Origin of the sequence: Ruegeria haliotis (assembly GCF_013377785.1) — a bacterium.
In the GTDB taxonomy this organism is placed as follows: Bacteria; Pseudomonadota; Alphaproteobacteria; order Rhodobacterales; family Rhodobacteraceae; genus Ruegeria; species Ruegeria haliotis.
In genome coordinates, this window is record NZ_JABXWT010000001.1 from 572,939 (window position 1) to 591,933 (window position 18,995).

Sequence of the window (18,995 nt, forward strand, 5' to 3'; positions counted from 1 at the left end):
CTCAGCCTTTCGTTTTCAGGCGCAACCCGGTTTTCTTCAGGATGCGTGTGGAATAAAGAATGTCTCTCGCCCGGCAGGCGTCGCCCAGAATGACGCTGATTTCGGCGCGCTTTTCTTCGACCTCGACGCCGTCTGCACCATGGACCATGGCGAACAAGTTGTAAGGCCAGTCGGGCAGGGCGCGGGGACGTTCATAGCAATGGGTGACAAAGGGCAGGGCGCCGATCTGGGCGCCCAGTTCGGTGATGCGATCATCGTCCACATCCCAGACTGTCATCCCGTTCGAGGTCATGCCCAGTTTATAGTGGTTCGGCGCGGCGGCGATGCGTCGGATCACGCCCCGCGCCTTCATCTCGGCCAAACGGTACAGAAGCGCATCTTCGTCCAAGCCCAGACCATCGGCGACTTGGGCATAGGGGGCGGGCACAAGAGGCAGTCCGCCCTGAAGCGCCTCGATGATCTGTCTGTCTGTTGCGTCGATCATGCTGCCACCCGGAAGCCGATGAAAAATTCCTGCAATTTGGGAAACCGGAGAACTGCGATCCCCGTTTCCCGCTCGATGGCATCGGCAGTGGCCTCGATCCCCTCGGGGGTTTCGGTGGCCAGAACGAACCACATGTTCAACCGGTGCGTACGTTCATAATTATGCGCCACCTCCGGATGTGCATTGACTTTGGTCAGGACGGTTTCAAATTCGTCCACCGGCACCGCCATGGCGCACAGACAGAACGCCCCCCCCATGGCGGTGGCGTCGAAGAACGGGCCGAAACGGGTGATCACGCGATCCTGTTTCATTCGCGTCAGTCGAGCCAGAAGATCGGCCTCGGCCAGTCCCAATTCTTCGGCCACGGCGGCATAAGGGTGGGGGGTCAACGGCAGGTCATCCTGCATTCGGTTCAAAATGGCGCGGTCGGTTGCGTCCAGGGTCATGCGGCCACCTCTTTGGGTTGGATCAGCGCGCCGGTCTGCTTGAAGCAGCGAGTCGAGAACAGCACCTTGTGGTGTGCACCCGCAAGCTCTGGCAGCTCGGTTGCCCCGGCCAGAACCTCACGGGCTTCGGGGCGCGAGCGGGCGTGGATCATGGAGTAAAGGCGATAGGGCCAGACGTCTTGAACCGGGCGCCGCTCGTAACACAGCGTTACGCCGGGATGGGCGGCAAGGGTCGGGCCAGCGCGGTCGATCTGTTCCGACGGCAGGTCCCAGACGACCATCGCATTGGCCGACCACCCCAGCGCCCGGTGGCGCACGATCACACCCAGACGCGAGATAATGCCAGCGTCATGCAGCACTTGAATACGTCCCAACAACATATCTACGCTCTGGTCCAAAGACTGGGCCAGCGCGGTGAAAGGGTCGGCAACAAGAGGCAAGCCCGTACTGAGCGCCTGCAACAGCGTGCGGTCGCCTTCTTGCATCACGGTTCGATCAACGCGGCGCGGAGAAGGGACAGATGGTCTGCCAACGGCCATTCGAAAACCCAGATCCACGTTGAACGGACGTACCAACCGCAGGTCCAGCACGCGCAGCCCGGTTCGACGACTGATCCGCGCCAGTGTGTCGTTGACATGTGCCCGGTCCGGTCCGGTGGCGACGAACCAGAGATTCCAGTCATCCTCGCGCTGATAATTGTGGTTCACGCCCGGTTCCATGTCGATCTGGGCGGCAATCTCTTCCAGCTGTTCCTCGGGGGCGGAAACGGCGGCCAGAGTGCTGGCTGAAACCGCACCCGGCGCGATGGTGGCGCCAACTCGCGTGATCCGTCCGGTGGCGCGCATTCGGTTGAGGCGGTCGATCACCTCGGCCTCTTCCAGACCCAGCACGTAAGCCAGCACCTGAAACGGGCGTTCGGTTATGGGAAAGTCGCGCTGGAACTCGTCCAACAGGCGGCAGTCAATCGGGTCAGTGATGTGCTCCATCGTCTCAAAGCCCCGTCTTGTGCGCGCGAGCTGTGAAAAAGATTCCCGACGGGCTGTCCGCATCGATTTCACGCAGTTTTTCAAATGTTTGCGTGTCGTAGATCATGACTTTGTTGGCATCGCGCACACTGATCCAGACCTCGTGCCCGCGCGGCGTGAACTCCATATGCAGCACGGCGGGGCCGGGTTTGAATTCGTGGATGATTTCTTTACTGACTGAATCGATCACTTGAATGGTGTCGTTCAGGGGATGGGCGAAATTGACCCAGACCTGTCGCCCGTCGGGCCGCGCCATGGCAAAGACTGGCTGGCCGTGCGTCTTGGTTCGCCCGGTTTCAGATAGGGTATCTGCATCAATCCACAGAACCTCGTGGTGGCCCACAGCGGGCAGGACGAAGTCGCTGCCCGTTAGCGCCCAGCCTTCCAGATGAGGCATTTTGTAGACCGGCATTTCCTCTTGTCCGCGGCCGTAATTCGGGAGCACACGGATTGGTTCGGGCGTCTCGGACCACAGATCCAGCGCCGTCAACCCATCCTCGCCGAACAGCCCGGTGATATAGGTGCGCCCATTGGCGGTGATTAGTGCGTCATATGGGTTTTTGCCCATGTCGGTGATTTTGGTGATCGCGGGCGTGCCCTGAGCGAAATCGGCGATCCATGTCTCGCCGGTGTCCCACATGGTGAAGACAAAGCGGCGGCCCGGCGCATCGACAAGTCCAATGGTCTTGCTGCCTGTGGGGATATCAGAAACCATCTCCAGCGTGTCAGCATCAAAGACGCGCACGCCGCCGGGTTCATAATTCGATACGGCCACCAATGTACCGTCATCCGAAATTGCGCCGCCGATGGCATTGCCCGCCTGCACGACGCGGTTCTCGATCTGACGCGTTACGATGTCGACCTTGGTCAAACCACCATCACGTCCGAACACATAGGCAAAGCGTTCGTCCGGCGAATAGACCAGCGAGGCATGGGACAAATCACCCAAGCCTTCGATCCGCGCCAGCGCCGCGCGGTCAGATTGGTCGATCAGCAGGACCGAGCCCTTGGCCCGTTCGATCACCAGCCCCAGATCGCCGGTTGCAGTTGGTTCAGCGTTTGCCGCTGTCATCATCAAGGTGGCTACAAGGCCAAGGACGAGATGTTTCATTGTGCCTCCGGTTCCAGAAGATAGCGGGCGATCCATTCGGCCTCTTCCTGACTGATCAGGGGGCGCCATGGGGGCATCGCGGTATCGGGGATGCCATCAAGGATCACGCCGGTCAGGACGTCCGCTTCGTAGTGTTCAAGAGTTTCTGTCCGCAGGTCAGGACCGAGGCCACCTTTCAGCGATAGACCATGGCAAGAACCGCAATCCTGATGCACGAGACGTTTCAAAGCGTTGGGATCCAGCGTTTCGGCAGCGAACGCTGATGTGGCCAGAACTACCGCCGATGTCAGAACAGCCCGCGCGACCCAGCCGGTCCGCGCAACGCCGTCATCAGAAGTGGCCTGGCGCAGTCCAAGCTGCTGTCCGTGAACAAGACTAGCCATGGGCCTGAGCCTGTTCAAAGAGTTCGGCCATGGGCTGTTCGGCATAGAGTGAAACGACCTGACCGATGATGAACAATGTGGGCGCTTCAAGATCTGCTTTGCGCACATCCGAGGCGATTTGGTCAAGCCGGGATACGAGGCGGCGTTCCTCTGGAGTGGTCGCGCTGCCAACGGCCATAACAGGGGTTGAACCGGGCAAGTTTTCGGTCATCAAGCCCATGGCGATCTGGCCGATATTGGCGACGCCCATATAGACGACGAGCGTGGATTCAGGATCAGCTAGACGTTTCCAGTCGAGATCCAGAACCTTGTCGGCCTGACGGTGGCCAGTGACATACTGGACCGAGGTCGCCAGCCCGCGATGGGTCAGCGGAACACCGGTCGAACAAGACGCCCCCTGAGCCGCTGTGATACCCGGGGCGTATTCGACGGCGATGTCATTGGCCATAAGATACGCAGCCTCTTCCGAGCCGCGGCCAAAAATCATCGGATCGCCGCCTTTCAGACGGGCGACAGTGTGGCCGGCATCGGCTTCTTCCAGCAGAATTTCGTTGATGCGGTCCTGAGGGACTGTGTGGCACTTCGGGGCCTTGCCCACGGGGATCAATCGCGCACCTTCGCTGTGCTGGGAAAGGACCTCGGCCGAGACCAGCCGGTCATAGACCACCACGTCGGCTTCCTGCAGCATCCGCAGGGCGCGCAGGGTCATCAACTCGGGGTCACCTGGCCCGGCACCGATCAGAAAAACCTTACCGCTCATGAGTAAACTCGCTTGTTCTGAATGTCTTCGGAACCCGTGTTTTCCGGCAGGCCCCACGCTCGAATCCGGTGGGAAGTCGGGACGTTGCTAGGTAAACCGGGCGTGTCATGCGGGCAGATTGGTGCAATCGTAAACCAACCTCCTTGACATAAGTTAAGGAGCGCGGGATTTGCGCCCGCGCTCCTTAGATCTTGCCTGTATGTCTGCCTCGGCTCAGGGTTCGACTGTGATCATTCCGATCATGTTCTGTGTCTCCCAATGCGGTCCGCACAGATAGTCCTGCGGGCCGGGTATAAGGAAGGTCATGTCGACTTCTTCCTCGGGGAACAGCCTGTCGCTCTCGGGTTCGCTGCCGTCTTTGAGCAATACGCTGTGGCTGGTGCGTTTATCCACGTTCACCCACCGGACCGTGGTGCCCGCTGTCACTGTAAGTTGGGCGGGGCAGAAGTTGTATTTGTACATCAGCACCACTTCGGCATCTTCGACGGCAGATGAGGGCTGATTGTACAGCTCGACATACCGCTCTTCGGCTTCGGCGCAGATGGCGGAGGCTTCGTCGTCGACGGCCAGGACGGGCGTGGCCGCGAACAGCAGCAGGGCTGCGGGAAGAAGGCGTTGGGGGTTCATGGTCCATGTCTCCTTTCCAAGAGGGTCAGGGGCCGGATCATCCGGCCCCCATCCGTTACTGTTTCACCACGTTGACGGCGGCTGTGTCGTCATCCAGCGCCAGGCTGGTGTTCAGCGTCACATGGTGGAACCGAGCGGCGGCAAAGTCGTCGTGGATCGCAAAACCGACCGTGTAAGTCTGACCTGGCTCCAGTGGGACGTCACCCGGCGCGCCAGAGTTCAGCGGGCGGGTAAAGACCACGGTCCACATGCCACCGGACAGGTTGGCTGAGGCGGCGATTTCACCGTCATTGACCACGCGCTGCTCTAGCAGATAGCCGTTGGAAGCGCTGCCATCGGCGTAGACACGCATCAGGTCAAGGAACGTACCATCAGCCAGATACTGCTCGATCTGAGCTTCGGCCTCCAGTTTGTCCCAACCACCCAGAGCTTTGCCCCGGCGGCCTTTGACCTCGACCTCGGTCCGGCTTTCGCTGATGTATTTGCTCACAGTGTCCTGTGCAGTCATGCGGCCTGCGATGTCGCCATTGGCTGCGATCGCATCTGCCTCGGGCGCGAAGGGCATATAGGTGTTGTCCGCGTGGCACGAGGCCCAGCAGCCGACCTGATCACCCAGCTCGATCCCGGTGCCGGTGATCATCATAGCGACCTTGATCTGGTTGTCGGGGTCCATCTTGCCACCGTCGACAAACGGGGCGGGGTTGTGGCCCGCATCCGGCCATTGCAGACGGATGTACAGATTTTCGTCGTCATGCGCCGCTTGAATGGTGGCGTCGATCACACCGCGTTTTCCGGGGATCGGGGTTGGTTCCAGCTCACCACCTGCAACGATCTTGTTGCCGATCGTGTCCAATTCCTTTGCGTGACAGGTTGTGCATTGATCGCCACCCTTGGTCAACGGACGGGCGCCGCCGTGGAATTTGCCGTTTTGCACCCATTCAAACGAGGCTTGACCGGGGTAGAACAGTTTCAGATCCGCACTGGCCACTGCATTCCAGTCGATATCCGCACCGACATCACTGCCACCACCCGAAGGTGCAGCGGAGGCCTCGCCACTGGCGTTGGCGCGTTCTTCGGCCACGGCCGCATCAACTGCCGCAGCGATCTGGGCCTGCACGGCCTCTTGCTGGGCTGTTCTGGCGGCTTTTTCTGCATCGGCCTCGGCAGCTTCCTTGGCTTCGATCCGTTCAAGGCTCGCCATGTACTCTGGCGGGATCTGGCGGATAAAGGCCGGGTTCGGGGCCTCAAGCTCTTCCAGATACTCGTCGGTTGCCCGATCGCGGATGTTGGAATGTGCGATGCCTTTGTGGCAATCGATGCAAGTTTGACCCGTCTCCATCGCGTTCATGTGCTGTTGACGCGCACGCGGTCTTTGAAACTCGGGCATCATCGACTCGAAATCGTGGCAGTTGCGGCATTCGCGCGAGTCGGTGGCCTTCATCCGCTCCCACTCGTTCATCGCCAGATGGATGCGCTTGGCCTCGAATTTTTCGGGCGTGTTGATGGTGCCGACTAACTTGCCATACAGTTCCTTGGACGCCTTGATCTTGCGGATCATCTTATGGGTCCAGTCCTTGGGCACGTGGCAGTCGGAACAGACCGCGCCGACGCCCGAGCGGTTCACGTCATGGATCGTACCTGTGTATTCCTCATAGACGAAATCGCGCATTTCGTGGCACGAGATGCAGAAATCCTTGGTGTTGGTGGCTTCCATGGCGGTGTTGAACCCGCCCCAGAAGATGATGCCGGCGGCGAAGGCCACGGCAATCCCGGCCACCGGCATTCCCCATAGGAAATACCGGCGCCAGATCGGTTTTTTCTTTTCCGGTTCCGAGGTCATATCCGGGCTCCGTTTTGGCTGTCTTGTCTGGCCTTGTGTGGCAGGCCGGTGAGTTTGGCTGTTTGGTCAAACGAAGAAAGGGCGGGCGAGGGGCCCGCCCTTTCCGGTTTTGGTCGCGAACCCGTCAGGTGACGTGGTTCGACCGGTTGTAGACGTTGAACTTCCCGGTCGGAGCATACAGCCCTTTGACACGGCCGATTTCCTCAAGCGTCTCGGCGTCGTAGATCACGATCTCACCGTTGGGTTCCAGCGAGTCCGAGAGGTTCCAGTTGGATACCCAGACTTCTGTACCGTCGGCGTTGAACTCGAAGTGAACGGCAGCGTGCCCTTCCTGCTCGGTCAACTGGATCGTTTTCACGATCTCGCCGGTCTCTTTCGAGATGACTTGTACCGATTGCTGAATCTCAGGCTCGGGATGTTTGGTCTGGTCGGCCCATACATACTTGGAATTCGGGTGTGTACGGACAAACAGGCCGGGGCCGTCGGTTTCGACTTCGTAGCAGGTCTTCCAGGCATCCTCGGGACGATTTTCCGGGTCGTTGCCCCAGACAGTCACAGTGCCAACGCCAAGGTGGGTTGTGCCAGCAACCGGACCACAATTGGGATCAACCCAGTTGGCGCCGGGGCCGGGGTGCGGCAGGGCGGCAACGTCGATCATGGCCTCAAGCTTGCGCTCTTTGGTGTCGACAACAACCATCTTGTTCGATGCGTTTGCAGCGATCTGGAAGTACCGACCTGTCGGATCAAAGAACCCATCGTGCAGGAACTTGGCACTGTCGATCTTGTCGATGCGCAGGTTGTCGAGATCCGAGTAGTCCACCTGCCACATCTGACCCAGCTCTTTCACGGCAACCAGCCAGCTGGTTTCGTTCGGAGTGGTGTAGATGGCGGCCACGCGAGCCTCTTCGACATAGTCGCCGTCGACATTCACGCCGCGGGTCGAAACCACCTTGAGGGGCTCCATGGTGACGGCATCGGAAATCACGAAGTGCGGAGGCCAGTAACCACCACCAATGATATACTTGCCGTCGCCGGATACGGCCACGTCGCGTGCGTCATAGGCAACTTTGACTTCGGAAACCAACATCTTGTCCGGCGTCTGCCAGAGGTCGATCTTGGTCATCTTGCCGTCGCGGCCCATGGTGTACCAGAAACGACCGGGTTCTTCCGGCTCGGTCACCTTGTGGTGCTCGGACGCTTTGATCACGTGCACCGCGTACCCTGTCGGAATGTGCGTCAGGACCTCTTTGGTGTCGCCGTCAACGATGGCCACTTTACCGGCGTCACGTTCGATGACGACAAAGAAGTTTTCCCAGTTGCGGCCATGCAGAGGCTCGGTCGGGTAGTCGGCTTCTTCGACATAGACCTTGCGGGTCTCTTTCATCTGCGCCAGCGACATCTCAGGCGGCTTGGGGGCCTCCATCTGAATATAGGTCGCCATATCCTTGATTTCCTGCTCGGACATAATATCCGAGAAGTTGTTCATACCGCCCTCGGTTCCCCAGGCGATGATTTTCTCAAGGCGCTCCTGACCCAGCTTAAGGGTACCACCTTCGGTTTCGGTGCCGTCGGCTGCGGTTTTTTTCCAATGAGGCTCAAGGTTTTTACCTGTGGCGCCTTTGCGCAGAACGCCGTGGCAGCCTGCGCATTGTTCGAAATAGAGCTGTTTGGACGATTCAAAAGCTTCGTCGCTTAATGTTGGCTCTTCGGCGAAGGCTGGTGCAGCGACGCTGCCCAGCAGCATTGCCAAACCGACCCCAAAGGCGCGGCCAGTTTTGTTGTAGCTGATTCCAAGTGACATGATCACTCTCCATTTGCGTGGTGAGGCAGGGCGGAGATTGAAGCAGGGCGACTTAGCGCTCCTTGACCAAAGTCAACGGGAAAGGTTGAAAGCGGCAAAGAAAGGCCATATCGGGCAAATAAATGCCGTTAAAATCTGTGTTTTAGGGTCATATTTTAATGTCTTTTGATTTTGGTTAAGTGGGCGGCAGGCGCCTGCTGCTAGGCCTTGAGGAGGCAGTTCAGAAGGCCAAGGAGAGCAGGCATGTCGACAATCATCACGCGCGTTCTGGGCGAAGGGTTCCGGGTCTTTTTCCTGTTCGCCGGGCTGTACGGCCTGTTCGCTGGCGGAGCCTGGGGGCTGTGGTTGATAATGCAAACCGGTGCGATTCCCTATCAGGATACGACCTATTCCATGGCACCCTCCATGTGGCACGGCCACGAGATGATATTCGGCTACGCCACAGCGGCGTTAGGCGGGTTCTTTTTGACGGCGGTGCCGAACTGGACCGGTACCCCGGATGCGCGCGCGCGCTTTATCGCTTTGGCGGCAGGGCTGTGGCTGGTCGGACGGAGTGCAATGTGGTTTTCGGCATCCTTGTCGCCGTGGTTGGTCGCGGGGCTTGACCTGGCTTTCGTACCGATTCTGGCGGCAAAGATTGCGACCCAGTTGATCCGCCGCCCGAAACCGCAGAACATGGTCTTCCTGATCTTGCTTAGTCTGATCTGGGTTGCCAACCTGATGATGCACCTTGAATGGACCGCAGTGACTGACGATACGCTGCAGGCCGGTTTGCGAGCAGGCCTTCTGACCCTGTGTGGGATGATCGCCATACTGGGCGGGCGTATCACACCTGCGTTTACGCGCAACGCGATGAAACGCGCAGGTGTGACCGAAGCAGCATGGCCTGTCAGTCACACAATGCTCGAACGGAGCAGCCTCGTGCTGGCCTTACTGCTGCCACTTGTGACGTTGTTTTCTACAGACAGCGTGCTGACCGGAGTGTTGGCTTTGGCATTGGGCGTTGCGCAGGCGGTCCGACTGTCGCAATGGCGCGGGGGCTGGGCCTTTCGTCAGCCGCTTTTGTTTGCACTGCATCTGGCACTTGGAATGCTGTGCTTCGGTCTGATTTTGTGGGGTCTCGCGGTGCTGGGATACGGGAGCGAAATCGGTGCCCTGCACGTTCTTGGTATCGGTTGTGTTGGTGGGATGACGCTGGCGGTCATGACCCGTGCTGGACTTGGTCATAGCGGGCGCGAGCTGGTGGCCCCCAAACCCGCGGTTGTGGCCTATGGCGCAATCGCGGTCGCCGCGCTGATCAGATGGTTGGGTACGGGGCTTGGAACGGAATACATGACCGCGATGCTGGTCGCAGACGGGCTGTGGATCTGTGCGCTGGGACTGTATCTGATTGCGATGTGGTCTGCGCTGACCGGCCCGCGTGCGGCGCGCGGTTAGCGATTGATCAGGGGGCGGTCATTTTTGATGTGACGATCAATCATGTTGCGGATCTGCCGACCCCTGGCTGGAATCTGGCGGGCCGAATCGGGCGCGTGGTCCGGTCGTTCAAGAGACGGAAACAACTCAAAAATTTCAGCACGTGCAGCGGGTGGCAGACTGCTTATCGCTTGTGGTCCAGTGAACAGGCTTTCGGACGGGGCACCTTCGGCGAAAATGATCTCGTGCCGGTCAAACAGCACATGATAATAGGTGAGCGATTCGGTTGCGTCTTCCATGGCGATGCCTGGCACGTCAATCAGCATGTGTGCGGGCACCAACACCTCTGCGGCATCGAACATGCGCACAGCGATCGGCGAATGTACCAGCATCCTGTGTTGCGGCGAAACCAGCAGATCGCGTTCAGGTAGGGCGCTTCCAAGCGCACCGGCCTTGATCCGGATAGGTCGCAGTTGCGGCTTTGCCTCCAACTCGTTGCGTTCCAACCGGCGCGCACCAATCCAGCGGATGCGCTGTGGTCCGTGATCCGCAGTGATGACTTCATCTCCGGCGGACAGATTCTCGATCGGTTTCTGGCCAGAAGGTGTCAAAACCCATGTGCCAGCCGTGAAACAGGGCACATCGACAATGGCCCCGGGGTCCGTAGTGTCCGGCGCATTGGTTGGCGTGACATTGGACACCTGCATCGAATAGGTGGTGCCGGGGACCAGAGGCTCTGAGGTGATGTACCCCACCAAAGTGCCGTCTACCTCGACACGGAACACATCGATCGTTCCGCCACCGGGCTTGGTGAGCTCGTAGGACTCTTCAAGATAGATATTGCCTGTGGAGAATGTTGTCGTGCCGTCGAGATTGGTCACAACACCCGTTTGCGTCGCATCGTCGCCGTTTTCGTTGTTGTACCTATCGCCGTTGAACACCGTTCCGGTATCAGGCAGGCCGGAGCCACCATTTAGAATGGTGCCGCCTGCTGCGTCTTCTACATTAAAGACGCGGCGGTCGGTGTCCGGGTCATACCCGGTGCTTAAGGTTACCGTATCCGGTCCAACAAAATTGACCGATATGACACCGGGCGCGTAGCCAATATAAGAGTAATTCGCCATAATCTAGCCTGCCAGTCTTAACTTGTTACATTGTGCCGCTGACGAAAGCTGTTTGCAGCGTTCAGGGCAACTATCCTCTTTTGGACTTTGTCAGATATTCCTGAATAAAATCACTCATATTTGACATTTTAACGACCATTTGGGGAAATAAAACCGAAATTGATTAAATAATGAACTGATTTGAGCCGGGATCGTCCGTGTCTTCTCATCCTTTAGGTAAGATCCACGGTTCCGGTCATTTGCCGTACTCATGATTTCCTGGCGCTGGTCTTGACTTTCGTTAAGGCAACACCAAGGCCCGCCAGCCATGGTGTTCCCACCAGCAAAGCGGCGCAAAGGAGAGCGCAATGCGAGACGTCATGACAAAGAGCATGGCCCGCAATATATTCTATGGCGGATCACTGTTCTTCATTTTAATATTTCTGGCCCTGTCGGCCCATTCCCACTACTACATCGTCAATTCCGAGAACTCGGCTAAACTTGACGACAGCGTGGTGCGGGGCAAACACGTCTGGGAAAAACACGCCTGTATCAATTGTCACACTATTCTGGGTGAAGGGGCATACTTTGCCCCCGAAGTCGGTAATGTGATGACCCGGTGGGATGTTCTGGATGACCCGGAATCGGCCTTTGAGGTCCTCAAGGGCTGGATGGAGGCGCAGCCTACCGGCATTCCCGGTCGTCGGCAGATGCCGCAATTCAACCTCAGCGATGAAGAGATCCGCGATCTGAGCAACTTCCTGATCTGGACGGACAATATCGACGCTCAGGGCTGGCCGCCGAACGACGCGGGCTGAGAAGGGAACAAGACAATGAAATACGAATCCCAAAAAGTGGCCTACGCCTACTTTGCCGTAGCAATGGGCCTGTTCGCGATTCAGGTCATCGGCGGTCTACTGGCCGGCCTGATCTATGTATCGCCCAACTTTCTGAGCGAGCTGCTGCCGTTCAATATCGTGCGGATGCTGCACACCAACTCGCTGATCGTCTGGTTGATCCTGGGCTTCTTCGGTGCGGCGTACTTCCTTATCCCGGAAGAAGCTGAGCGTGAGATCCACTCGACCAAGCTGGCCTATCTGCAACTGCTGATCCTTGTGGTCGGGACGCTGGGCGTGGTTTTGACCTATGTCTTCAACCTGTTCGAAGGCAACTGGCTGCTGGGCAAAGAGGGGCGCGAGTTCCTTGAGCAACCCAAGTGGGTCAAAGCAGGTATCGTCGTGGCCGCGCTGATCTTCCTTTACAACGTGTCGATGACCGTTCTGAAGGGTAAGAAAACCGCGATCACCAACATCCTGCTTCTGGGCCTTTGGGGTCTGGCGCTGCTGTTCTTGTTTGCCTTCTACAATCCGGGCAACCTGAGCCTCGACAAGCAATACTGGTGGTATGTTGTCCACCTGTGGGTCGAAGGTGTGTGGGAACTGATCATGGCGTCAATCCTCGCTTACCTGATGCTCAAGCTGACGGGTGTTGACCGCGAGATTGTCGAAAAATGGCTGTACGTCATCGTTGCCGCCGCCCTGTTCTCGGGCATCCTCGGCACCGGACACCACTACTACTGGATCGGTAGCCCCGGTTACTGGCAGTGGATCGGCTCGATCTTCTCGGCGCTTGAGGTAATCCCATTCTTCGCGATGATGGCCTTTGCCTTCGTCATGGTCTGGAAGGGCCGTCGTGACCATCCCAACAAAGCCGCGCTGTTGTGGTCGCTGGGTTGTGCCACGCTTGCCTTCTTTGGCGCTGGCGTCTGGGGCTTCCTGCATACACTGCACGGGGTGAACTACTACACCCACGGCACACAGATCACTGCGGCCCACGGTCACCTGGCTTTCTACGGTGCTTATGTTGCTCTGAACTGCGCGATCTTCAGCTATGCGATGCCGATCCTCAAGAACCGCGATCCCTATAATCAGGTTCTGAACATGGGCAGCTTCTGGCTGATGACCAGCGGCATGGTCTTCATGACCTTCGTGCTGACCTTTGCCGGTACCGTACAAACGCACATGCAACGTGTGGTCGGTGACTACTTCATGGATGTGCAGGACCAGATCGCCATCTTCTACTGGATGCGTCTTGGTGCTGGTCTGGTCGTGGTCCTTGGTGCGCTGTTGTTCATCTACGCGATCTGGGTTCCCCGGAAAGAGATCATTGAACCCGGCGCTGCCGAAACACCCGCGGAGTGATGCATATGGATGGCTCTGTTAAACTGGGAACGGGGGCGGCTGACGCCCCCTTCTACCTGGCTCAAAGCGACGAATGCGAAGTGTTCGCCGCGGCCTATACCAACAATCTGCCGGTCCTGTTGAAAGGACCGACAGGCTGCGGCAAGACCCGCTTTGTGGCCCACATGGCCGCCAGTCTTGGCCGCCCGCTTTATACCGTGGCCTGCCACGACGATCTGGCCGCCGCCGATCTTATCGGTCGCTACCTGTTGAAAGGTGGAGAGACCATCTGGGTTGATGGCCCGCTGACCCGCGCAGTGCGCGAAGGTGCGATCTGTTACCTTGATGAGGTGGTCGAGGCCCGCAAAGACGTCACCGTCGTGCTGCACCCGTTGACTGATGACCGCCGTATGCTGCCAATTGATCGCACCGGCGAAGAGCTGGAAGCCGCGCCCGGCTTCATGCTGGTGGCCTCGTACAACCCTGGCTATCAAAATATCCTGAAAACCCTGAAACCCTCGACCCGGCAACGCTTTATTTCGGTGGAATTCGATTTCCCGGCGCCCGAGATGGAGGCGCAGGTTGTCGCACAGGAGAGCGGTTTGCCGCTGGAACGCTGCAAGCCATTGGTTCGGCTGGCAGGTAAGCTGCGCGGCCTCAAGGGGCAGGATCTGGAAGAAGGCGTTTCCACCCGTCTGGTTGTCTATGCCGCGACGCTGATCGCACAAGGCATGTCCACCGACCGCGCCATTCTTGCCGCAATGATTGAACCTCTGACTGATGATGAGGACGTCAAACGCGGGCTCCTCGATCTTGTCACGGCTGTCTTTGGGTGAGGCCGGCCAATGGTCAAGATCGATTTTGAGCCATGGGAGCCCGAAGAAACGATCGGGAAACTGTGGCACACCCTTGCCAGTCGCCTTGATGCACCTGAGGTGCATGTTGGAGCCGCGGTCGACCTTTCTGAGGTCGCAGGGCGGCTGGCAGTCCTTTTCCGAGGACTTGGGGGTAGCCCGGGTGTTGAATTGCGCCCGGTCTCACCCGAGATTTCACGCCACCGCCTGAGCTGGCGCCGCCGTCTGGCGACCGAGGCAGAATTGCTGCCGCGCGCTTCGTTTGACGGTGAAATTCTGCGCCTGCCAGATCGGTTGGCGGTATTCCCCTCGCGCGAGGCCAACGGCGCGCTATATGTCTGGCTGGCCGCGGCCGCCGCCCATGCGGGAACGCGGACTGACGAGGATGATCCTTTACGCGCTGATCTGCGCGCTTTGTCCGCCGCACAAGATATGGTCGCAGCTACGCTGAATGATGCCCCCGGCCTGCGCCCGCTCTATGCTGAGTTGTGCAAAGGTTTGCTGCATCAGCGCAATATCACGAATCTGCCACCTGTCGAGGCTGCGGTGGAAGAACTGGTGCGTCGCATGCTGGGCGATCCCGAACCGCTTTCCCCGAAGGCTTTGCAGCTGCAGGAATTGGACGCTGACCTTATCGCGCCACGCGACTATCAGCATTTCCGCCCGGTTCCCCTGTGGCCGGAACTGCGCGCTGTAGGGTTTTCGGAGCACCACGAGGTCGAAAGCCGCGACACCGAAGGCCCGCCCGAAGAATCGAGTGAGAAAACCCACCGCGCCCGCCGTCGCAAGTCCGATCAGGCCGAGCGTCAGGACAGCCTGATCCTGCATAAATTCGAGGCCATCCTCAGCTGGGCAGAGTTCCTGAATCTTAATCGCCGCGTAGACGATGACGACCCGGACAATGCCAAAAAAGCGGCTGATGATCAGGACGAGATCGGGTTGGGTCAGATCTCCAAGGCTCCGCCAACCAAACTGAAGCTTCACCTCGATCTCGCGCCAGAGGATGTGAACCGCGAACGTTTGTCGGGCCGCATTCTCTATCCCGAGTGGGACGTGCGCACGGGTGCTTACTTGCCCGATCACGTCAACGTCCTGACCTCGGATGCTGATATCCGCGAAGACGCCGCTGAGTTTGGCAAAGATCCCGCGACTGCCCGCCGCATTCGCGCCGTCAAACGCCAGTTCGAAGCGTTGCGCCCGGGTCGCGTCATGACCCGGGGCCATCTGGACGGCGATCAACTGGATATCGAGGCCGCAGTGCGTGCCGAAACCGACAGACAGGCCAGTGGTGTAAGCAATGAGCGTATCTGGATGCAATCCAGACCCGAAGCGCGCGATCTGGCTGTATCAATCTTGCTCGACGTCAGCCGTTCGACCGAAAGCGCAGTAACCGGCCGGGCCGTGATCGACATTGAACGCGAGGCGCTGGCCGCGTTGGCCTGGGGTCTGAACGCCTGTGGCGACGACTTTGCCATCCACGCATTCAGTTCGTTGAAACGCCAGCGGGTCTATATCCAGCGTTGCAAACGCTTCGACGAACCGATGGGGACATTGGTCGAACAACGCATCGCCTCGCTGCGCCCCGGGCACTATACCCGCCTTGGAGCGGCGATCCGGCATTGCTCGGCTGATTTGGCGGCTCAAACCCGTAAACGTCGCCTGCTTTTGGTCATCACCGATGGCAAGCCCAACGATCTGGACCACTACGAAGGTCGTCATGGAATCGAGGACACCTGCATGGCCGTCCGCGAAGCCCGCCGCGCCGGGCAGTCGGTTTTTGGCGTCACCATCGACAAAACAGGCAAAAGTTGGTTTCCGCGCATGTTCGGGCAGGGTGGTTTCGCGGTCATCCCGGACCCACACCGCCTGACCATGGCTCTGCCACAGATCTATCGCCAACTGGTCGGAGCATGAGCGACGGTGGTGTACAGCCCGGAAGTCTTGTCGACGAGCTTCCCGGCGAATTGATGATGTGGGTGCTGATTATCAGCGAGTTGCTGGTATTCGGCGCAGGCCTCATCGCATTCATGGCTGTGCGCCTGACCGATCCAACCGGTTTTGCCGAGGCGCAATCCCATCTCTATAGAACAGGCGCCGCGTTCAATACTGCCGTGCTGGTCTCGTCTGGATATCTGGCAGCTCAGGCACTGCACTGGCGTCAAGCGGCCCGACGTGGGGCAGCACGGCTGGCGCTGATCGGCGCTGCGCTGTTGGGTGTCGTGTTCCTGATCATCAAGGGAACCGAATATGCGGGCAAGCTGGGGCAGGGCATCACCTATGAAACCCATCCGTTTTTTATGTTTTACTATCTGCTAACCGGGTTTCACGCCGCCCATGTTTTGGCTGGTGTCGGTATCTTGCTACTGGTCGCCTGGCGCGATGATCCCCGTAACATCGAAGCGGGCGCACAGTTCTGGCACATGGTTGATCTGGTCTGGATCATGCTGTTTCCAGTGATCTATCTGCTAGGGTGATAGACATGAGGCCTGATCCACATTCGTTTAACATATCATCTGAACGACTTGTATTTGCGTGGCTTATTCTGCTGGCCTTCAGCTTTGCGTCAGCCGTGTTGACTATGCTGCCCGTTCCGTCCGCAGTTGGCGGTGGTGGCATTATGTTTCTGGCGCTCGTCAAGTCGCGTGTGATTTTGTCACGCTATCTGGGACTGGCCCAAAGCCCGGCCTGGCTGCGTGGTTTTACCATCGTTCTCACTGGATTCTCAGTGCTTGTTTTTGGCCTCTACCTGATCTGACGTTACAAAAAATACTTGTGCACCGTCAAAAAAAGACCGCCGCGAAAAATGCGGCGGTTTTTAAGTTCAGGGCTTGCAATTGGGGGTCGTTATTGTGCGGCCATCGGCATCCGGGCGATCTGACAGCGCTGCCACAAGGCAGACAACGCACCGACCAGATGATCAATGTCTGCATCCGTGTGGACGGGTGAGGGGGTAATGCGCAAACGCTCAGTGCCTTTGGGAACGGTGGGGTAGTTGATTGGCTGGATATAGATGCCGAATTCTTCCAGCAGCGTGTCCGAGATGAACTTGCATTTGACCGGATCACCTACCATCACCGGTATGATGTGGCTGGGGTTGGGCAAGTGCGGGATGCCTTCGGCGTCCAACCGGGCGCGGACTTGCGCCACGCGAGCCTTCTGAGTGTCGCGTTCGATATTCGACTGCTTCAGATGCTGGATTGATGCGGCAGCACCGGCGGCAATCGCTGGGGGCAGAGCAGTGGTAAAGATGAACCCGCTGGCAAAGCTGCGCACGAAATCGCACAGCGCGGCCGAGGCGGCGATGTAACCCCCGACAACGCCGAACGCTTTGCCCAGCGTGCCTTCAATGACAGTCAATCGATCCATCAGGCCTTCGCGTTCTGCAATACCTCCACCGCGTGGACCGTAAAGGCCAACGGCGTGCACCTCGTCCAGATAAGTCATGGCGCCGTATTTGTCGGCCAGATCGCAAATCTCTTTGATCGGGGCGATGTCGCCATCCATCGAATAGACAGATTCAAAGGCGATCATCTTGGGCGCGTCTGGATCAGCGGCCGCCAGTTTTGCTTCGAGGTCTTCCAGATCATTGTGTTTCCAGATGACCTTTTGAGCCCGAGAATGGCGGATGCCTTCGATCATTGACGCATGGTTCAATGCGTCCGAGAAAACGATCAGCCCGGGGATCTTGCCGGCAAGGGTGCCCAATGCAGCCCAGTTCGACACATAACCAGAGGTGAACAGCAACGCCGTCTCTTTTCCATGCAAATCGGCCAGTTCGGTTTCCAGCAGCACGTGATCATGTGTGGTGCCGGAAATGTTGCGTGTACCTCCGGCCCCTGCGCCACAGCGGTCCAGCGCATCATGCATGGCGCCGATGACCGCAGGGTGCTGACCCATGCCGAGGTAGTCATTGGAACACCAGATCCTGACATCTCGTTGTGTCGGCCCATCGGTTTGGCGTGCATTCGGGAAAGAACCGCAGCGTCTTTGCAGATCGATGAAAACGCGGTAGTTTCCCTCTTCCCGCAGTGCATCAAGGCTCTGGGTGAAATGTCGCTCGTAGTCCATCACGTGTACTCCCCGGAATACTGGCTCTGCGGCTAGATTAGGCTGTGGTGACCTGGTGCGACATGACAATAGTCAAGTTGCGGTGCGGGAAAAGGCTGGTGCGCGCCGGGGCGCTTTGGCATAGCTATAGTTTGGGATGGATTTGTCGGATTTACAGGCCGACGGGCAGAGGGGATGCCTTTTTGGCACATGAAGTACAAAAATCGATTGCGCGGCAGTCTTTGCTGCTCAAGAGCTTGCCAGAGCAGCATGTAGGTACATTGCTGAGCCACGCGATCTGGCGGGTATACGAACGCGGCGAGACGATATTCCTGCAAGAGGAAAAAGCACAGGCTGTTCACGTCGTTCTCGCGGGTTGGGTCAAGCTGTTCCGCATGTCGCCAAACGGATCCGAGGCCGTCGTCAGCGTCTTTACCCGCGGCGAAAGCTTTGGTGAGGCTGTGGCCTTGCGCAACGTGCCTTATCCCGTCTCGGCCGAAGCGGTATCCCCATGCGAGGTGATGCATATCCCGATACCGGTTCTGATTTCGTTGATGAAGGAAGATCCCGAGATTGGCATTTCGATCCTGGCAGCCACGTTCACCCACCTGCATTCTTTGGTGGCGCAGCTGGAACAGCTCAAGGCGCAGACCGGTGCGCAGCGGGTTGCGGAATTCCTGCTTAATCTGTGTGATTGTGAGGCTGGCGACTGCGAGGTGGTGCTGCCTTATGACAAGATGCTGATCGCCGGGCGTTTGGGGATGAAACCCGAAAGCCTGAGCCGTGCCTTCACACGCCTCAAACCGATCGGTGTGAAGATCAATCGCAATCATGCCGAAATTTCGGACATATCGGTTCTGCGGGATTATTCCGTAAGCGATCCGACGGAAACCTAAGTGAAGGGCAAGATGGTATACC

General features: G+C 58.4%; 19 protein-coding genes. 8 read left to right on the forward strand and 11 right to left on the reverse strand.

Annotated elements, in window-relative coordinates; genetic code table 11:
• Position 1: 1 nt before the first annotated feature.
• The 9 genes from ahbB (HW561_RS02860) to HW561_RS02900 form a co-directional block, all read right to left on the reverse strand.
• Positions 2–484: a siroheme decarboxylase subunit beta gene (ahbB, locus tag HW561_RS02860; protein WP_176861706.1), complete on the reverse strand. Its 483-nt coding sequence runs from the start codon at positions 482–484 to the stop codon at positions 2–4.
• Positions 481–930, reverse strand: a complete 450-nt coding sequence (locus HW561_RS02865) for an Lrp/AsnC family transcriptional regulator (protein ID WP_176861707.1) — start codon at positions 928–930, stop codon at positions 481–483. The genes ahbB (HW561_RS02860) and HW561_RS02865 overlap by 4 nt, the downstream gene beginning before the upstream one ends.
• The gene (gene ahbB, locus HW561_RS02870) at positions 927–1,916 is read right to left on the reverse strand and encodes a siroheme decarboxylase subunit beta (RefSeq protein ID WP_176861708.1); all 990 of its coding nucleotides are present in this window, start codon (positions 1,914–1,916) and stop codon (positions 927–929) included. The genes HW561_RS02865 and ahbB (HW561_RS02870) overlap by 4 nt, the downstream gene beginning before the upstream one ends.
• A gap of 4 nt (positions 1,917–1,920) precedes the next feature.
• The gene (locus HW561_RS02875; protein ID WP_176861709.1) at positions 1,921–3,066 is read right to left on the reverse strand and encodes a cytochrome D1 domain-containing protein; all 1,146 of its coding nucleotides are present in this window, start codon (positions 3,064–3,066) and stop codon (positions 1,921–1,923) included.
• Positions 3,063–3,449: a c-type cytochrome gene (locus tag HW561_RS02880; RefSeq protein WP_328803233.1), complete on the reverse strand. Its 387-nt coding sequence runs from the start codon at positions 3,447–3,449 to the stop codon at positions 3,063–3,065. The genes HW561_RS02875 and HW561_RS02880 overlap by 4 nt, the downstream gene beginning before the upstream one ends.
• Positions 3,442–4,209 (reverse strand): uroporphyrinogen-III C-methyltransferase, encoded by a 768-nt coding sequence (gene cobA, locus HW561_RS02885; RefSeq protein ID WP_176861710.1) that lies wholly within the window; start codon positions 4,207–4,209, stop codon positions 3,442–3,444. Before cobA ends, HW561_RS02880 begins: the two co-directional genes overlap by 8 nt.
• Before the next feature lie 213 nt (positions 4,210–4,422).
• Positions 4,423–4,836, reverse strand: a complete 414-nt coding sequence (locus HW561_RS02890) for a cupredoxin domain-containing protein (RefSeq protein WP_176861711.1) — start codon at positions 4,834–4,836, stop codon at positions 4,423–4,425.
• A 55-nt stretch (positions 4,837–4,891) separates the two neighbouring features.
• A complete protein-coding gene (locus HW561_RS02895) occupies positions 4,892–6,676 on the reverse strand; it encodes a NapC/NirT family cytochrome c (protein ID WP_176861712.1) in 1,785 nt (594 codons plus the stop codon).
• 124 nt (positions 6,677–6,800) lie between these two features.
• Entirely contained in the window at positions 6,801–8,477 is a 1,677-nt protein-coding gene (locus HW561_RS02900) for a cytochrome D1 domain-containing protein (protein WP_176861713.1), read from the reverse strand.
• Between the two features lie 243 nt (positions 8,478–8,720).
• Here HW561_RS02900 and HW561_RS02905 point away from each other — a divergent pair, with 243 nt between their 5' ends.
• Positions 8,721–9,914 (forward strand): NnrS family protein, encoded by a 1,194-nt coding sequence (locus HW561_RS02905; protein WP_176861714.1) that lies wholly within the window; start codon positions 8,721–8,723, stop codon positions 9,912–9,914.
• On the opposite strand, the gene HW561_RS23835 is transcribed toward HW561_RS02905, so the two are convergent.
• Positions 9,911–11,017, reverse strand: coding sequence for a Hint domain-containing protein (locus HW561_RS23835; RefSeq protein ID WP_235962757.1), 1,107 nt, complete (start codon positions 11,015–11,017; stop codon positions 9,911–9,913). The genes HW561_RS02905 and HW561_RS23835 overlap by 4 nt on opposite strands.
• Before the next feature lie 347 nt (positions 11,018–11,364).
• Here HW561_RS23835 and HW561_RS02915 point away from each other — a divergent pair, with 347 nt between their 5' ends.
• The 6 genes from HW561_RS02915 to HW561_RS02940 are packed head-to-tail and all read left to right on the forward strand — an operon-like array spanning position 11,365 to position 16,785.
• Entirely contained in the window at positions 11,365–11,814 is a 450-nt protein-coding gene (locus HW561_RS02915) for a c-type cytochrome (RefSeq protein WP_176861715.1), read from the forward strand.
• 15 nt (positions 11,815–11,829) lie between these two features.
• Positions 11,830–13,197: a cbb3-type cytochrome c oxidase subunit I gene (locus HW561_RS02920; protein WP_176861716.1), complete on the forward strand. Its 1,368-nt coding sequence runs from the start codon at positions 11,830–11,832 to the stop codon at positions 13,195–13,197.
• A complete protein-coding gene (locus tag HW561_RS02925) occupies positions 13,197–14,012 on the forward strand; it encodes a CbbQ/NirQ/NorQ/GpvN family protein (protein WP_408015359.1) in 816 nt (271 codons plus the stop codon). Before HW561_RS02920 ends, HW561_RS02925 begins: the two co-directional genes overlap by 1 nt.
• A gap of 9 nt (positions 14,013–14,021) precedes the next feature.
• Positions 14,022–15,944: a nitric oxide reductase activation protein NorD gene (locus HW561_RS02930; protein WP_176861718.1), complete on the forward strand. Its 1,923-nt coding sequence runs from the start codon at positions 14,022–14,024 to the stop codon at positions 15,942–15,944.
• Positions 15,941–16,504 carry a cytochrome c oxidase subunit 3 gene (locus tag HW561_RS02935; RefSeq protein WP_235962758.1) on the forward strand — a complete coding sequence of 188 codons (564 nt, stop codon included), beginning with the start codon at positions 15,941–15,943 and terminating at the stop codon, positions 16,502–16,504. The genes HW561_RS02930 and HW561_RS02935 overlap by 4 nt, the downstream gene beginning before the upstream one ends.
• Positions 16,505–16,509: 5 nt before the next feature.
• Entirely contained in the window at positions 16,510–16,785 is a 276-nt protein-coding gene (locus tag HW561_RS02940) for a nitric oxide reductase F protein (protein WP_176861719.1), read from the forward strand.
• Between the two features lie 89 nt (positions 16,786–16,874).
• Here the strand turns inward: HW561_RS02940 and hemA are convergent, their stop codons facing one another.
• Positions 16,875–18,098: a 5-aminolevulinate synthase gene (gene hemA / locus HW561_RS02945; RefSeq protein WP_176861720.1), complete on the reverse strand. Its 1,224-nt coding sequence runs from the start codon at positions 18,096–18,098 to the stop codon at positions 16,875–16,877.
• Between the two features lie 182 nt (positions 18,099–18,280).
• Here hemA and HW561_RS02950 point away from each other — a divergent pair, with 182 nt between their 5' ends.
• Positions 18,281–18,973 carry a Crp/Fnr family transcriptional regulator gene (locus tag HW561_RS02950; RefSeq protein ID WP_176861721.1) on the forward strand — a complete coding sequence of 231 codons (693 nt, stop codon included), beginning with the start codon at positions 18,281–18,283 and terminating at the stop codon, positions 18,971–18,973.
• Positions 18,974–18,995: the final 22 nt, after the last annotated feature.

Coding starts and splice junctions, on each gene's coding strand:
- HW561_RS02930 (WP_176861718.1), top strand. CDS start 14,022: ATGGTCAAGATCGATTTTGAGCCATGGGAGCCCGAAGAAACGATCGGG.
- HW561_RS02940 (WP_176861719.1), top strand. CDS start 16,510: ATGAGGCCTGATCCACATTCGTTTAACATATCATCTGAACGACTTGTA.
- HW561_RS02865 (WP_176861707.1), bottom strand. CDS start 930: ATGACCCTGGACGCAACCGACCGCGCCATTTTGAACCGAATGCAGGAT.
- ahbB (WP_176861708.1), bottom strand. CDS start 1,916: ATGGAGCACATCACTGACCCGATTGACTGCCGCCTGTTGGACGAGTTC.
- HW561_RS02900 (WP_176861713.1), bottom strand. CDS start 8,477: ATGTCACTTGGAATCAGCTACAACAAAACTGGCCGCGCCTTTGGGGTC.
- HW561_RS02915 (WP_176861715.1), top strand. CDS start 11,365: ATGCGAGACGTCATGACAAAGAGCATGGCCCGCAATATATTCTATGGC.
- hemA (WP_176861720.1), bottom strand. CDS start 18,098: ATGGACTACGAGCGACATTTCACCCAGAGCCTTGATGCACTGCGGGAA.
- HW561_RS02935 (WP_235962758.1), top strand. CDS start 15,941: ATGAGCGACGGTGGTGTACAGCCCGGAAGTCTTGTCGACGAGCTTCCC.
- HW561_RS02895 (WP_176861712.1), bottom strand. CDS start 6,676: ATGACCTCGGAACCGGAAAAGAAAAAACCGATCTGGCGCCGGTATTTC.
- cobA (WP_176861710.1), bottom strand. CDS start 4,209: ATGAGCGGTAAGGTTTTTCTGATCGGTGCCGGGCCAGGTGACCCCGAG.
- HW561_RS02890 (WP_176861711.1), bottom strand. CDS start 4,836: ATGAACCCCCAACGCCTTCTTCCCGCAGCCCTGCTGCTGTTCGCGGCC.
- HW561_RS02880 (WP_328803233.1), bottom strand. CDS start 3,449: ATGGCTAGTCTTGTTCACGGACAGCAGCTTGGACTGCGCCAGGCCACT.
- HW561_RS02875 (WP_176861709.1), bottom strand. CDS start 3,066: ATGAAACATCTCGTCCTTGGCCTTGTAGCCACCTTGATGATGACAGCG.
- HW561_RS23835 (WP_235962757.1), bottom strand. CDS start 11,017: ATGGCGAATTACTCTTATATTGGCTACGCGCCCGGTGTCATATCGGTC.
- HW561_RS02920 (WP_176861716.1), top strand. CDS start 11,830: ATGAAATACGAATCCCAAAAAGTGGCCTACGCCTACTTTGCCGTAGCA.
- ahbB (WP_176861706.1), bottom strand. CDS start 484: ATGATCGACGCAACAGACAGACAGATCATCGAGGCGCTTCAGGGCGGA.
- HW561_RS02925 (WP_408015359.1), top strand. CDS start 13,197: ATGCATATGGATGGCTCTGTTAAACTGGGAACGGGGGCGGCTGACGCC.
- HW561_RS02905 (WP_176861714.1), top strand. CDS start 8,721: ATGTCGACAATCATCACGCGCGTTCTGGGCGAAGGGTTCCGGGTCTTT.